Source organism: Capnocytophaga canis (genome assembly GCF_043187445.1).
GTDB classification, from domain to species: domain Bacteria; phylum Bacteroidota; class Bacteroidia; order Flavobacteriales; family Flavobacteriaceae; genus Capnocytophaga; species Capnocytophaga canis.
This window is the reverse complement of sequence record NZ_CP171121.1, coordinates 646,005-661,239: the sequence shown is the minus strand read 5'-3', so window position 1 is coordinate 661,239 and position 15,235 is coordinate 646,005. Positions and strand designations below refer to the sequence as shown.

Below are 15,235 nucleotides of genomic sequence, written 5' to 3'. Positions count from 1 at the left end.
TGTTATTTTTTTTCCCATATTAGAATTATATAATGCTTAATAAGTACAATCATTTTACTTTCTGGTATTCTACTGAGGGTTGTTTTCTTACAAGTTTCGTTATGTTTTTTATCGCTTTAATCATTATCATCAACTAATGATTCATGAATCTCTTCCTCCTCTTCAGTTTCTACCGTTTTAGAATCTTCTTTGGTGTCGATGAGTTTTTTAGGTTCTCGTTCGTTTAGTAGATAGCGTATTTTTTCCTTGTCTAAGGCATCTAAAAAATCGTTCGAAATATGTACACCTTGATTTGGATTGTCCATGCTAATGGATATTTTTTCTTCGGCAGATTTTATCCTGTAGATGACAGGGCAGTTTCCTGAAAATTTTGCTATATTCTCTTTAAAAAAATGAACTGTATGTTCCGAAATATCATTTACGCCAAATTCGAAAGCTACTTTTTTTGTCATCTTTTGTAGAACATCTTGCATCATAATCATTTCCATGAATTTTATGCGTGGTTCACCCCGTTCGTTGGTATCTTTTTTAACCCAGCCTTCTTCTACTTTGAATTTGCAAAACAGAAATGTCGACGGGATCAAATAGTTACGGAATTTTAAATAATCTTCGTTGAATAAACGAAATTCATACGCACCATCATAGTCTTCCATGATGAATGAAGCCCAACCTTTTCCGTTTTTAGCAGTGTTGTGTTTCACGTCCGTAATCATTCCAGCAACATTTACTTCTCTGTTTACAAAAGGTTTTAAATCAGATAGTTGATTTAGTGATAAGTTGCAATATTGCCGAATAACGTGTTTAAATTCATCCAAAGGGTGCCCCGAAATATAAATCCCGATAACTTCCTTTTCACGGCGTAGTTGCTCCAAATTACCCCATGTTTCGCAGTTGGGAACTATGGGTTCAGGGACATCTACTTCGCTACTGCCTCCGAATAGACTCATCTGAGCAGAATTCTTACTTTCTTGGTACTTACTTCCAAAACGGATTGCTTTTTCCAAAAAAGGAATTCCATCAGCTTCGGCGTGAAAGTATTGAGCTCGATGTACTTTCGTAAATGAATCAAAACCTCCTGCAAGTGCAATATTCTCAAAGGCTTTTTTATTGATATTTTTATAATCAACGCGTTTTGCTACATCAAAAATAGATGTGTACATTCCTTCTTTACGATGTTCCACTATGGTGTCTACGGCATTTCTTCCTACTCCTTTAATAGCTCCTAACCCAAAGCGAATATCTCCGTTTTTGTTTACCGTAAATTTATAGAAAGATTCGTTTACATCAGGGCTTAAAACTTTGATTCCCATTCGTTTGCATTCTTCTAAAAAGAAAGTAACTTGCTTGATATCATTCATGTTATTGGATAGTACGGCCGCCATAAATTCTGCGGGGTAGTTAGCTTTCAAAAAAGCTGTTTGATAGCCAATCCAAGCGTAACATGTGGAATGTGATTTGTTAAAGGCGTAACTTGCAAAGGCTTCCCAATCTCTCCAAATTTTTTCTAACTTTTCGGGGTCATGTCCTCTTTCGGCAGCCTGACTGATGAATTTAGGTTTCATCTTGTCCAGTACGTCCTTCTGTTTTTTACCCATTGCCTTACGCAGAGTGTCTGCATCACCTTTGGTAAATCCTGCTAATTTCTGAGAAAGGAGCATTACCTGCTCTTGATACACTGTGATTCCGTACGTTTCTTTAAGGTATTCCTCCATAGCTTCAAGGTCATACACAATAGGTTCCGTACCATGTTTTCGGCGAATGAAACTCGGGATATACTCCAACGGGCCAGGTCGATAGAGAGCATTCATCGCAATGAGATCAGCGAAAACAGTAGGCTTCAACTCCTTCATGTATTTTTGCATTCCAAGGGACTCGTATTGAAAAATACCGACGGTTTCACCTCGTTGGAAAAGTTCATAAGTTTTTTTATCGTCCAGTGGAAACTCCTCAGGATCAAGGTCAATTCCTTGACGTAATTTAATGATTTCCACTGTATCTTTGATAAGGGTGAGTGTACTAAGCCCCAAAAAGTCCATTTTCAGAAGTCCTGCACTCTCTACTACCGAGTTATCGAATTGGGTAACGAATAAATCCGAATCTTTTGCTAATGAAATTGGTACAAAATTAGTAATATCATCTGGGGTGATGATAACTCCACAAGCATGAACCCCCGTATTACGTACCGAACCTTCTAAAACTCTTGCCTGTTGGATGGTTTGGCTACTCAAATCATCGCCTTCTAACAACTGTTTAAGTTCGTTGACCTTAGGGAAGTCTTCGGAGCGTATTTTTTCTTTCAAGGTTTTATCATCGGCATTGAAAATCTTTTTGAGCGAAGGCATTTTATCGGGTACTAAACCAGCCAATCGGTTTGATTCTTCAATGGGAACAGCTAAAACACGAGCCGTATCTTTGATAGATGATTTAGCGGCCATCGTTCCGTAGGTGATGATTCGAGCTACTTGGTTTGCCCCGTATTTATTTATTACATAGTCAATTACAAGTTGGCGACCCGAATCTTCAAAATCAATATCAATATCAGGCATACTCACACGGTCAGGATTCAGAAAACGCTCAAAGAGGAGGTCGTATTCAATTGGATCCATGTTGGTAATTCCTAAGCAGTAAGCTACAGCAGAACCTGCTGCCGAGCCACGTCCTGGCCCTACCGATACTCCCATATTCCGAGCAGCAGCAATGAAGTCCTGTACAATAAGAAAATATCCTGGATATCCGGTTTTTTCTATAATAGATAATTCAAAATCAAGGCGTTCTCGAATTTCGTCGGTGATGCCTTGTTTGTATTTTTTTTCTGCACCCACGTATGTAAGATGTCGCAAATAGTTGTTCTCTCCCTTCTTTCCATCGGGGTCGTCCTCCACTGTAAATTCAACAGGAATATCGAATTTAGGTAGTAGAACATCTCGTCCCAAACCGTAGGGTTCCACCTTGCTGATAACTTCGGAAATATTTAAAATCGCTTCGGGTAAATCTTTAAATAAAGCTTTCATCTCCTCCGTCGATTTGTAATAATACTCCTCATTAGGCATCCCAAACCGATAACCACGCCCACGACCGATAGGAGTTGCCTGTTTTTCATTATCTTTTACACATAGCAAAATATCGTGTGCGTTTGCATCTTTTTGGTTGATATAGAAGGTGTTATTAGTTGCAATGAGCTTTACATGGTGCTTTTTAGCGAGTTCGATAAGCGTTATGTTTACGCGATTTTCATCTTCCTGACCATGTCGCATGATTTCGATGTAAAAATCTTCCCCAAATTGTTCTTTCCACCACAAAAGAGCATCTTCAGCTTGTTTTTGACCGATATTCAGTACTTTGGACGAGATCTCTCCGTTCATTCCTCCCGAAAGTACCATCAAATCGCTCTTATATTGTTCTACGATTTTCTTATCAATTCGAGGTACATAGTAATATCCTTGAGTGTAGGCTATGGAAGCCATTTTTGCTAAGTTATGGTAGCCTTTTTTGTTTTTTGCGAGTATAACTATTTGATATCCATTATCTTGGTGTGATTTGTCCAAATGGTCTTCACATACATTAAATTCGCAACCTACAATTGGTTTTATAGTAATTTCAGTGGGTTGTTCGCCATTTTCGATGGCCTGTTTGTTTTTAGCTTCTGCCGATTTGTTATATCCTGCCACTTCTTTTACAAAATGAAAAGCAGCCATCATATTTCCGCTATCGGTCAAAGCCACGGCGGGCATTTTCTCTTGAGCGGTTTTTTTTACTAAATCAGAGATGGATGTAGTAGATTGTAAAACAGAGAATTGCGTATGGTTGTGCAAATGGGCAAAAGGAGCATCTTCGAGTAGAGCTATGTTGGCTTCTATCTGTTGCTCAGTAAGTCCACCTTCAGTTTTTTGAGATTGACGGATTTTGTCGGAGGCCTCTTTTAAATTGATGTGTTTAAGCCCAATAGGTTGAATTTCAGTAGGATTGTGTTTTTGAAAATCGGAAACATACTCTGGCGTAATAAACTCTTTTGAAAATCCTTGCTCGATGCGAATCAACTCAAAGAAACAGCGTGTGGTGGCTTCCACGTCGGCCGTCGCGTTATGGGCTTCAGCAAAGGGGATTCCGAATAAAAATTCGTGTAATTCTGTTAGGGTAGGTAATTTAAATCGCCCTCCTCGTCCTCCAGGGATCTTGCATAGTTCGGCAGTAATTTCAGTACACGTATCCAAAATAGGCATTGTGGTCAATGGGCTTTCTACCCCATAACGTAGAAATTCCGCCCCCATAATGTTGATATCAAAGCCTATGTTTTGCCCTACTACATACTGAGATTTTTTCAGAGCATCGTTGAATTTTTCAAAAACAACCTGAATTGGAACTCCTTTACTTTGAGCGAGTTCTGTGGAAATTCCGTGAACTATTTCAGCATCGTACGGAATGTTAAAATCATCAGGAGCAATCAAAAAATCTTGATGTTCCACCAGATTTCCCATTCGGTCGTGTAATTGCCATGCAATTTGCACAGCACGTGGCCAGTTGTCGGTATCTGTAAAGGGAGCGTCCCAACGTTTAGGTAAACCTGTAGTTTCCGTATCGAAAATTAAGTACATAGTGTCTGAATGTTTTTAGCCTACAAAGTTACAAAATAAGCAATCAAAAATAGTTAGGGTATTCAAAAAATTATCCACAGTTTTGGAATGGAGTAGGGGTAAGGAGGTGTCAGATTTGAAAAAAAATAATTTTCAAATTTTCGAACAAATGTAAATTTTAGTATCTTCGCACACAGTTTTTGAAATACTTTGTCACTTATGGAGAATATACAATATACGGAAGACAATATTAAATCGTTGGATTGGCGGGAGCATATCCGTATGCGTCCGGGTATGTATATCGGAAAATTAGGCGATGGTTCCTCTTCCGATGACGGAATCTACATTCTCTTAAAAGAGGTTTTAGATAACTGTATTGACGAATTTGTCATGGGAGCTGGTAAAACTATAGAAGTGAAAATCAGCGATAACCGTGTGGATGTACGTGATTATGGCCGTGGGATTCCGTTGGGGAAAGTAGTGGATGTAGTTTCAAAAATGAACACGGGAGGAAAGTATGATTCCCGAGCGTTCAAAAAATCCGTAGGGTTGAATGGGGTCGGAACCAAGGCAGTAAACGCCCTTTCAACTTATTTCAAAGTGGAATCGGTACGTGATAACCAATCAAAATCTGCAATTTTTGAGAAAGGAATATTGCTTGAAGAGTCCCCTGTGGAGGAATCAAACAAACGGCGAGGAACCAACGTGATTTTTATTCCCGATGAAAGTATTTTTAAAAACTATAAGTTTAGGAATGAGTATATTACGCGTATGCTCAAAAATTATGTATATCTAAATCCAGGACTGACGATTCACTTCAATGGAGAGAAGTTTTATTCAGAAAATGGACTCAAGGATTTATTGAATGATAATAATAATGAAGAGGACTTTCTATACCCAATTATCCATCTGAAAGGAGATGATATTGAGGTTGCTATAACTCACAGTCGCACTCAGTATAGTGAGGAGTATTATTCGTTTGTCAATGGTCAAAACACAACACAAGGAGGAACCCATTTAACAGCATTTCGAGAGGCTTTCGTGAAAACGCTTCGTGATTATTATAACAAATCATATGAAGCAGCAGATATCCGTAAGTCCGTAATTGCAGCCATTTCAATTAAAGTTATGGAGCCTGTGTTTGAAAGTCAGACAAAAACGAAGCTTGGTTCAACTGAAATGGGTGAAGGAATGCCTTCAGTTCGAGCATATATCAATGATTTTATAGGCAAGCATTTAGATGATTTTTTGCATAAAAATTTGGAAGTAGCCGAAGAAATCAAGAAAAAAATCGAACAAGCCGAGCGTGAACGCAAAGAGTTGGCGGGTATTCGAAAAACGGCACGGGAATATGCTAAAAAAGCAAGTTTGCACAACAAAAAATTGCGGGACTGTCGTGTGCATTTGACCGATTCAAAGAATTCACGAAATTTAGAAACAACATTATTTATAACGGAGGGAGACTCAGCGTCGGGCTCAATTACCAAGTCAAGGGATGTGGAAACACAAGCCGTGTTTAGCTTGAAAGGAAAACCGTTGAACACTTATGGGATGACCAAACGTATTGTGTATGAAAATGAAGAGTTTAACCTACTGCAAGCGGCCTTGAACATTGAAGACTCAATCGACGATTTACGATATAATAACATTGTCATCGCCACTGATGCTGATGTGGATGGAATGCATATTCGTTTGCTTTTAATAACGTTTTTCTTGCAATTTTTTCCCGAACTTATCAAAGAAGGACATGTGTATATTTTGCAAACCCCTTTGTTTCGTGTTAGAGATAAACAACAGAAGATATATTGCTACAGCGAGGAAGAAAAGCAAAACGCTATCAAAAAGATCAAAGGAAAACCTGAAATTACTCGCTTTAAAGGATTGGGAGAGATTTCTCCAGATGAATTTAAGCATTTCATAGGAGAGGATATTCGTTTAGATCCTGTAATGATGGATAAAACCATCCACACTGATCAGCTTTTAGATTTTTATATGGGAAAAAATACCCCTGACAGACAGGAGTTTATCATCAATAACTTACGTGTAGAGGTGGATATGGCGGATGAGCGATAATAATATAAAAAAGGGGAATAATGACAAAAAGTGTTTTTAATTTAGCTGTAGCTCCTATTGAAAATCTTTCAATCGGATTCATAGGTGTAGGCATTCGAGGTGTAGAGGCGTTGAAACGTTATATGTGCTTGGATGTGCATATTTCGGCAATATGCGATATTTATCCCGAATATATCGAAAAAGCAAAAAAAATCACTGAAAAACAATCTGTTGCTCCTGTTTTTTTATCAGGAAAAGAAGATTGGAAAAAACTTTGTCAGCTACCGAATCTTGACTTGGTGTATATTTCTACTCCTTGGGAGATGCATACTGAAATGGCTGTTTATGCCATGCAACAAGGCAAACACGTAGCCATTGAAGTTCCTCTAGCCATGACTGTGGACGATTGTTGGAAAATTGTAAAAACAGCCGAAGCCACTCAGCGACATTGCATGATGCTTGAAAATACTTGTTATGACAATTTTGAATTGATGACCTTACAGATGATTCAAAAAGGACTACTGGGGGAAATTGTTCACGGCGAAGGGGCGTATATTCACGATTTACGTCGTTTGAATTTTCAACAAAATGATCGCGATACTCTTCGAGGGGAATGGCGAATGAAGTACAGCCAAACTCACAATGGAAATCCATATCCAACACATGGAATAGCACCAATTTGCCAAGCGATGAACATCTTGCGAGGAGATAATTTAACGCGTTTAGTGTCCATGTCTTCACTGGCTATTGGAATGCAACGATACGCTGAAAATACCTTTGGTAAGGATTCTCCACAAGCACAAGTTCAGTATACAGGCGACATGAACTTGACGCTCATAAAAACAGCTTTAGGAAAAACGATTCTTTTGCAACACGATGCTACTAGTCCACGTCCTTATTCACGAATTTTTTTGCTAAGTGGCACTGATGGTTTTGTACAGAAATATCCTACGCCACAAATATATTTTGATAAAAGAGCTACGCCACAGCTGTCAACCCATGAAATGGAGCTATACATGCAAGAAAATGAACATCCGTTTGTGAAGCAAACAGCATATTTGAGAGAGTTGCTTCCTGATCAAAAACCAATGGACATCATCATGGACTATCGTTTGGTATATTGCCTCAAGAATGGGCTCCCGTTGGATCAAAATGTTTACGATGGAGCCTTATGGTCGTGCATAACGGAACTTTCAGAACTTTCGGTACAAAATGGTAATATCCCTGTTGAGATTCCAGATTTTACAAAATCCATAAGTCATTAGAAAACCTCATTTTCGGTCGTAAGGAAATAAAGTGTTAGTTTCTAATTTGGCTATAATGTTAATTCAGAGAAGAAAATAGTATTTTCCATCTCTTAAATTACCCATTGATTACACAAAACACACTCCTATTACTTTCAAAATAAACGTTATAAAAAATATAAACTATATCGAAAATTAAAAATATTGTCGTACATTCGTCCCCTATGAATATACATGATATAGAGTCCACAAAACTATTGCTTAAAAAGCAATCTAAAATAAGTATCATCCCTCATAAAAATCCTGATGGAGATGCTATAGGAAGTTGTTTGGCGTTGTATCACTATTTAAAATTAAAGAATTGTGATGTGACAGTTGTTTCTCCAAATGATTTTCCGAGTAATTTGAAATGGTTACCTGATGCGGAAACTATTCTTATATATGATAATCAACCCGAAAAAGCTAGGGAGCAAATCAAAAAATCACAGCTCATTTTCACATTAGATTTTAATTCTTTGAAACGAGCGGATACATTAACTCCTCTTTTAGAAACGTCCAAAGCTACCTTTGTCATGATTGACCATCATGAAGAGCCTGATGGTTATGCACAGATTGCTTTTTCCAACCCTAAGGCAAGTTCCACTTGCTCAATGGTCTATTCATTTATTGATGCTATGGGAGATCAAAACCTTATCAATAAAACCATTGCGACCTGTCTTTACACAGGAATGATGACTGATACAGGTAATTTCAAATATGCCTCCACAACAAGTAGTACGTTCAAAAAAGCATCATTTCTTATTGAAAAAGGAGCCGATAATAGCCAGATAAATAACAATGTATTCGACACTAATTCTTACAATAAATTGCAATTGTTGAGCATAGCATTGAAAAATATGGTTTATTTGAAAGACTATGACACTGCTTACATTACTTTATCAGCTGAAGAGTTAGCACAAAACGATGCTCAGAAAGGAGATACCGAAGGATTCGTAAACTATGGATTAACCATTAAAGACACCAAATTAGCGGTAATATTCATTCAAGAAAAAGATTATGTAAAGATGTCATTTCGCTCGAAAAACCAATATGATGTGAATGTTTTTGCTCGAAAATATTTCAAAGGAGGGGGGCATGTGAACGCCGCGGGTGGAAAATACAATGGAAGTATTGAAGAAGCAGTGGCTTTCTTCAAGGAAGTGTTGCCTGAAATTATCAAAAAGCGTTATTAATAATCCAGATTTATGCGTAACATTTATGTATCCTTAATATGTGTTGTATTTTTAGTGTCTTGTGGCGAAAAACAAGCTCGAAGACCCATATCCGTGAAAACGACCAACACTTTTTTGAAAGAATCGGCAAAGAAAAACAAATTGTTGCTCCAAGCGGAAGAGGCTATCATTGATTCTATAATCAAAAAAGATACGCTAAACACCTATGTTGATTCACAACACGGCTTTAAATTTTATTATACCAATCAAAATCCAGAATCTGACTATACAGCATCATTTGGTGATGTTGTAACCTACGATTACAGTATCTCAGATCTTGAAGGAAACGAAATTTATCAAGAAAAAGAGGATGGTGAATACACGTATCATGTTGAGAAAGAGGAGCTTTTTTTCGGGTTACGTTCCGCTCTAAAGATTTTGAAAGAGGGAGAGAGTGGAGTGTTTTTCTTCCCTTCTGAGACCGCGTATGGCTATCGAGGAGATAAAAATAAAATAGAAAGTAATCAGCCTGTTATAGCCAAAATTCAGGTGTTCAAAATCGAAAAGGCTAAAGAAAAAATGGAGCAAAATCAAACAATAGTTCCAAAAAATACAGAACATTAATTTAAAATTATATTATATGCAAACAATGAAATTAATTACTTTGTTTTTTACAAGTTTGGCATTTTTCAGTTGTAAATCACAGAAAAATTCCAAATTGGGTGATGGGTTATTTGCTAATATTCAAACAAGTAAGGGAGATATTGTTATAAAACTACATTATGACCAAACTCCTGTTACGGTAGCAAATTTCGTGAGTTTAGCAGAAGGAACAAACAGCTTTGTAAAAGCGGAATACAAAAATAAACCTTACTATAACGGAACGATTTTCCATCGTGTTATCAAAAATTTCATGTTACAAGGAGGAGATCCAACAGGGACAGGTATGGGAGACCCAGGATATCGTTTTGAAGATGAGTTTGTTGAGCATTTAAAACATGATAAAAAAGGTATTCTTTCCATGGCAAATGCAGGTCCAGCTACTAATGGAAGTCAGTTTTTTATTACCGAAGTACCAACTCCACATTTGGACGGCCGTCACACTGTCTTTGGAGAAACTGTTCAAGGTTTTGAGGTGATAGACACTATCGCAAGTGTTCCAACGCATCAGGCTGATAGACCTAAAGAAGATGTTAAAATCAATAAAATAACTTTCATTCGCAATGGGAAAGATGCTAAAAAATTTGATGCAAAGGCCACAATTGAGGAATATTTTTCTTCATTAGAAAAAAGAGCTAAAGAAAAAGAAGCAGCTTTACAGGCTTTAAAAACACAATTCTTGACTGAAATCGCTCAGCAAAAATCAGAAGCTAAGAAATATCCTTCAGGTATTCAGGTTTTTAGTTTGAAAAAAGGAGAAGGGGTAAAGCCTAAAAACACAGAACAAGTTTTGGTTAGCTATGCAGGTTATTTAACTGATGGAACTTTATTCGATTCCAATATTAAATCAGTGGAAGAAGCATATCAAAAATATGACCCTGCTCGTGAAAGAGGTAAAGGTTATGAGCCTTTTCCGGTGCCTTACAACACCTCAGCTGGATTGATTCCAGGTTTCAGAGAAGCTATGCTTACGATGAACGTAGGAGACAAAGTACGTGTGTTTATTCCTTCGGCTTTGGCGTATGGCGAAGCAGGAGCTCCAGGTGTCATTCCTCCCAATAGTGATTTGATTTTTGATATCGAAATTAGCGGTATTGCAAAGTAAACAACAAGTAAAAATAAAACAAAAGGCTGTCCTAAAACTATCGGACAGCCTTTTCTGTTTTTAAATCCTATTTAATACCAAATAATATTTGAATTTACTGTGATAATTACTAATGTTTCGAATTTGTTCAATGAGGCAAATCCTGTATGAGGCTCAATCAATTCGAGAATTTTTATCTCAGTGAAATCGATTTCAAAATCGGATTATTTCAATCTTCTGTAAACTCTTGTGCAAGGTTCATCACAGTTTGCAACGTTTAGGATTAAGTAATTATAATCCGAAATTCGCGCATTTGCCAATCCATTGATAGAATACGAAAAACTCTTGTTTGATTTGCATTTATCGAATGTTACTACAAGGTTATTGCCTAAATTTCCTGAAGCATTAGAATCAAAGTTATATTTCCCTACGCAAGGAAAATCAACAGATTCCACATTTCCGTTTGCATCGAAAACTACAACGTAATTTTCGGAACTAACATCAACTTTATTCACTTGAGGCGTACCATCACTGGAATGTACTTCTACCAAACGCCATTTCCCAATAATTCCCCTTTCAGAGGACTCTGTAGCGTAGTCACTTGTGTCACTTTTGCTACACGACACTGTCAAAATTAAAAATAAACTGTAAAAAAGATGTTTCATAATAGTGCTATTTGTGTTAAAGAATTTATATCAGGCTCAAAATATGTCTATATATTGTCCATTTTCTAGTAATTTATAGTTTCCTTGTGAAAATATCTTACAAAAACGATGAATAGACGATTCCTTTTTTACTTGATTGCTGAAAACGTAGAGAAAAATACATTTCGTAATTCAGCTAAGTTTTCGGACGTATAGTTTTGTTATTTTTGAAAATATTTGGGAATAATTGTGGTACATCACAAATGTAGAAATAAAAATTAAAAAAAAACAATGTTAACAAATATTAACTAAATAAAAAAAGAAGAAGCTATCTGAAAAAGTCTGTTTTTAGCGAAATTTTAAAAATAAACTATTGATTTTTAGTGTATTATTTTTTTTGGTAAATCGCTAAAATTTAATTTTTCGGATAGCTTCTTTTTGAATATTAAATATTTCGATTTCTTTGCTATAGACTATTTTCTTTCGTAAATTTGATAATCTCGGAAATACGACCAAAAGCTACTCCCACCACAGTATCGGCTGCACCGTAGTACACAGCAACTTTATCTTCTTCAAGAGAATGCAAAGCGGCACAAGGAAATACCACGTTTGGCACATCGCCTGTAGTTTCATAAAGTGTTGCAGGAGCCAATAAATAGGGTTTTGTTCTGTATTTCACCACACTCGGATTTTCCAAATCTAGTAACGCAGCCCCCATAGAGTAGCGAAATCCATTGCAAGTGTTAATAACTCCATGGTAGAACATCAACCAACCTTCAGAAGTTTTAATAGGGACAGCTCCTGCCCCAATTTTGGTGCATTGCCACGCACTGTCCACAAAAGGAGATACTTTCATCACACAACGATGTTCTCCCCAATACTTCATATCAGGACTGTAGCTAATGTAAATATCTCCAAAAGGAGTGTGTCCATTGTCGCTCGGACGGCTCAGCATGGCGTACTTACCATTGATTTTCTCAGGGAACAGCACACCATTTCGGTTAAATGGTAAAAAAGCGTTTTCACACATGAAAAATTCTTGGAAATCAAAAGTGTAGGCGATTCCAATTGTTGGACCGTGATGTCCATTGCACCATGTTACCCAATACCGATCTTCAATGAAAGTTACTCGTGGGTCGTATTTGTATTCGGAGTGTAGAAAATCTGTGTTTCCTGCTTTCATTTCAATAGGTTCGTGATTGATTTTCCAGTGAATGCCGTCTTTACTGAAACCTGCAAAAATGTTCATTTGCACAGCTTTGTTATCACAACGAAACACACCCGCAAATCCGTCCTTGAACGGAACTACGGCACTGTTAAAAATACTGTTCGATGTTGGAATGTCATAGCGATTGATAATTGGATTTTCACTGTAACGCCACATTACGTCAGTAGAACCAGCAGGACGTTCCTGCCAAGGGATTGTATTACTCATAATTTGTTTTATATTGTTTATATTTTTTTACGTTATCTTACTTTTGAATTTACCAAAACCCTATGATTTTGATACATCGTGAAACTCACAGAGTTTTTATTTTACTTCAGGAAGTGTTGTAAAAAGTATGATACTTTTAATAAAGTGGATATTTCTGTCAGGCTGAGCGTAGTCGAAGCCCTGTAATTACGAGGCTTCGACTACGCTCAGCCTGACAATCAAAACTACCATCATACTTTTTATAATACAACCTTACTTCAATAACTGCTCAACGATTTTTGGAAAATATTCATATTCCAATAGATGTATTTTTTGAGCCAAAGTTTCTGCCGTATCATCTGTATGGACTTCCGTTTTTGCCTGAAAGATGATAGCTCCCTCGTCATAATGTTCATTTACATAGTGAATCGTGATGCCACTTTCCGTTTCTTTATGGTCGATAACTGCCTGATGCACAAAGTTTCCGTACATTCCTTTGCCTCCGTATTTCGGTAATAAGGACGGGTGTATGTTTACGACTTTATCGGGAAATTCTGAGATGATATGTTCAGGGAATTTCCATAAAAAACCAGCCAGAACAATGATGTCAGGGGCTTCATTTTTCAAAATGTCCAACACCACATTCGTATGGTAAAATGCTTGACGGTCAAATACCAAAGAAGGGATTTTTAACCGTTTAGCACGATTCAATACTCCAGCATTCAAGTTGTTAGATAGTATTAAACTCACTTTTGCTGTGTTTTTTTCATTGAAATAAGCTGTGATTTGTTCAGCATTGCTTCCTGAACCTGAAGCGAAAATGATGATTTTTTTCATATAAAAGGTGTGTGTTTTTTCAATATCCTGTTTTAACTATTTTAAGGCGGATTACTTACAATTTATAAACGCAATTCGATTCAAATTTAAGCTCATTTAATGGTAATTAGCTGCGATTAATTGTGTTAAAAAGGATTTTTGGACTGTATTTTCCGCCTCAAAGGTATGCAAAAAAAAGATATTAACAAAAAAGAAAAGCGTTCCAAAAATCGAAAGATATTACCTATCTTTGCCCAATCATTAAAACATCGAATTTTATCATGCCAAGGGTATATTACAGAGATAGGAAAATCAATGGTAAACCTTTCAAAAACGAAAAAATTACATTACCCCTTTTTGATTACATACTATCAAAAACTACGTTCATTCCTGATGACGGAATGCACATTTTTGAATTGCCACAAAAGACATCCATTTTGCCTTGGAAACGCAATGAAAAAGGATTCAAATATGCAGTTGTTTGGAATAACGACCGCATCCATCAAACTCACGAATATGGCGACTTCTATTTGCCTAAATCTATCGTGTTTTTTGATGTGAAAGATGCTTATTTTCCTTCAGAATATTTTTTTATTGTTGAGATTAACAGACAGTTGGAGATTAGTCATTGTCGGGCAGGAATTGACACCACTTGGTTTCAACAACCAGAACTCAGGCGCGACATTACCGATTCCAAAATTGTAAAGCGTATTGAGAAATCTGTAATCGAATTACAAATGATTTTGAACAATATGTAGAGTCTTTAAAATGAGAATGTTATGTTTACAGGAATTATTGAAGATTTAGGAACCATCACCCACATAGAGCAAGAACAGTCAAACCTACATCTCTATGTAAAGAGTCGCTTTACCTCTGAATTAAAAATTGATCAGAGCGTATCGCATAATGGCGTATGTTTAACAGTAGTTGATATTCAAGGAGATACCTATAAGGTGACAGCAATTCAGGAGACTTTAAATAAAACCAACATAGGTCAATTACGAGTAGGCGACATGGTGAATTTGGAACGTGGGATGTTACTCAACGCTCGATTGGATGGACATATTGTGCAAGGTCACGTTGACCAAACGGGCAAATGTATTGGTATTAAAGATGAAAATGGAAGCACTCGTTTCACTTTTTCTTATTCGTCCGAAAATGGAAATGTTACTATAGAAAAGGGATCAATCACCGTTGATGGCGTAAGTCTTACTGTTGTAAATTCTATTGAAAATCAGTTTAGTGTGTCAATTATCCCCTTTACATTACAGCACACAACTTTCAAAGAACTTCAAATCGGTAGTATTGTAAACTTAGAGTTCGATGTCATCGGAAAATATGTCGCTAAATTGATGAATCGGGCGTAAATATTGAACCTCAGTTCAAAGGTATTTTCTTTTTACCAAAATCTAAAACAAAACAGACCTGCGGAAAGGTCTGTTTTGCTTTTATTTGTATTCAACGTTACTATTAGGAGTAATTACATTTAAACACCTACTGAGAAAATCAGGATTTTATTCAAAATTTATAATAGGTAAT

The 15,235-nt window shown here is 36.7% G+C and carries 11 protein-coding genes; 7 read left to right on the top strand and 4 right to left on the bottom strand.

Going from position 1 to position 15,235, the window contains the following annotated elements; translation table 11 throughout:
- Positions 1 to 116: 116 nt before the first annotated feature.
- On the bottom strand, positions 117 to 4,592 hold the full coding sequence (dnaE, locus tag ACF3OB_RS02935) for a DNA polymerase III subunit alpha (protein WP_392448270.1): 4,476 nt from the start codon (positions 4,590 to 4,592) through the stop codon (positions 117 to 119).
- 198 nt (positions 4,593 to 4,790) lie between these two features.
- On the opposite strand from dnaE, the gene ACF3OB_RS02930 reads away from it, so the two are divergent.
- The 5 genes from ACF3OB_RS02930 (at position 4,791) to ACF3OB_RS02910 (ending at position 10,843) form a co-directional block, all read left to right on the top strand.
- Complete coding sequence (locus ACF3OB_RS02930; RefSeq protein ID WP_392448268.1) at positions 4,791 to 6,644, top strand: DNA topoisomerase IV subunit B; 1,854 nt, start codon at positions 4,791 to 4,793, stop codon at positions 6,642 to 6,644.
- A 20-nt stretch (positions 6,645 to 6,664) separates the two neighbouring features.
- Complete coding sequence (locus ACF3OB_RS02925) at positions 6,665 to 7,888, top strand: Gfo/Idh/MocA family protein (RefSeq protein ID WP_042007174.1); 1,224 nt, start codon at positions 6,665 to 6,667, stop codon at positions 7,886 to 7,888.
- A 203-nt stretch (positions 7,889 to 8,091) separates the two neighbouring features.
- Positions 8,092 to 9,099 (top strand): bifunctional oligoribonuclease/PAP phosphatase NrnA, encoded by a 1,008-nt coding sequence (locus ACF3OB_RS02920; RefSeq protein ID WP_172917869.1) that lies wholly within the window; start codon positions 8,092 to 8,094, stop codon positions 9,097 to 9,099.
- A gap of 12 nt (positions 9,100 to 9,111) precedes the next feature.
- On the top strand, positions 9,112 to 9,702 hold the full coding sequence (gldI, locus tag ACF3OB_RS02915; protein WP_095894198.1) for a gliding motility-associated peptidyl-prolyl isomerase GldI: 591 nt from the start codon (positions 9,112 to 9,114) through the stop codon (positions 9,700 to 9,702).
- A 16-nt stretch (positions 9,703 to 9,718) separates the two neighbouring features.
- A complete protein-coding gene (locus ACF3OB_RS02910; protein WP_095912473.1) occupies positions 9,719 to 10,843 on the top strand; it encodes a peptidylprolyl isomerase in 1,125 nt (374 codons plus the stop codon).
- 203 nt (positions 10,844 to 11,046) lie between these two features.
- Here ACF3OB_RS02910 and ACF3OB_RS02905 read toward each other — a convergent pair whose 3' ends face one another.
- The 3 genes from ACF3OB_RS02905 to ACF3OB_RS02895 all read right to left on the bottom strand — a co-directional run bounded on the left by ACF3OB_RS02905 (position 11,047) and on the right by ACF3OB_RS02895 (position 13,717).
- Positions 11,047 to 11,487 carry a hypothetical protein gene (locus ACF3OB_RS02905; protein ID WP_095912474.1) on the bottom strand — a complete coding sequence of 147 codons (441 nt, stop codon included), beginning with the start codon at positions 11,485 to 11,487 and terminating at the stop codon, positions 11,047 to 11,049.
- A 445-nt stretch (positions 11,488 to 11,932) separates the two neighbouring features.
- On the bottom strand, positions 11,933 to 12,901 hold the full coding sequence (locus tag ACF3OB_RS02900; RefSeq protein ID WP_042007163.1) for a glycoside hydrolase family 130 protein: 969 nt from the start codon (positions 12,899 to 12,901) through the stop codon (positions 11,933 to 11,935).
- A gap of 252 nt (positions 12,902 to 13,153) precedes the next feature.
- Positions 13,154 to 13,717 (bottom strand): phosphoribosylglycinamide formyltransferase, encoded by a 564-nt coding sequence (locus ACF3OB_RS02895; protein WP_212895855.1) that lies wholly within the window; start codon positions 13,715 to 13,717, stop codon positions 13,154 to 13,156.
- A 260-nt stretch (positions 13,718 to 13,977) separates the two neighbouring features.
- Between ACF3OB_RS02895 and ACF3OB_RS02890 the strand changes: the two genes are divergently transcribed.
- Positions 13,978 to 14,454: a hypothetical protein gene (locus ACF3OB_RS02890; protein WP_042007159.1), complete on the top strand. Its 477-nt coding sequence runs from the start codon at positions 13,978 to 13,980 to the stop codon at positions 14,452 to 14,454.
- A 21-nt stretch (positions 14,455 to 14,475) separates the two neighbouring features.
- Positions 14,476 to 15,063 carry a riboflavin synthase gene (locus ACF3OB_RS02885; RefSeq protein ID WP_172917867.1) on the top strand — a complete coding sequence of 196 codons (588 nt, stop codon included), beginning with the start codon at positions 14,476 to 14,478 and terminating at the stop codon, positions 15,061 to 15,063.
- The last annotated feature ends 172 nt before the right edge of the window (positions 15,064 to 15,235 follow it).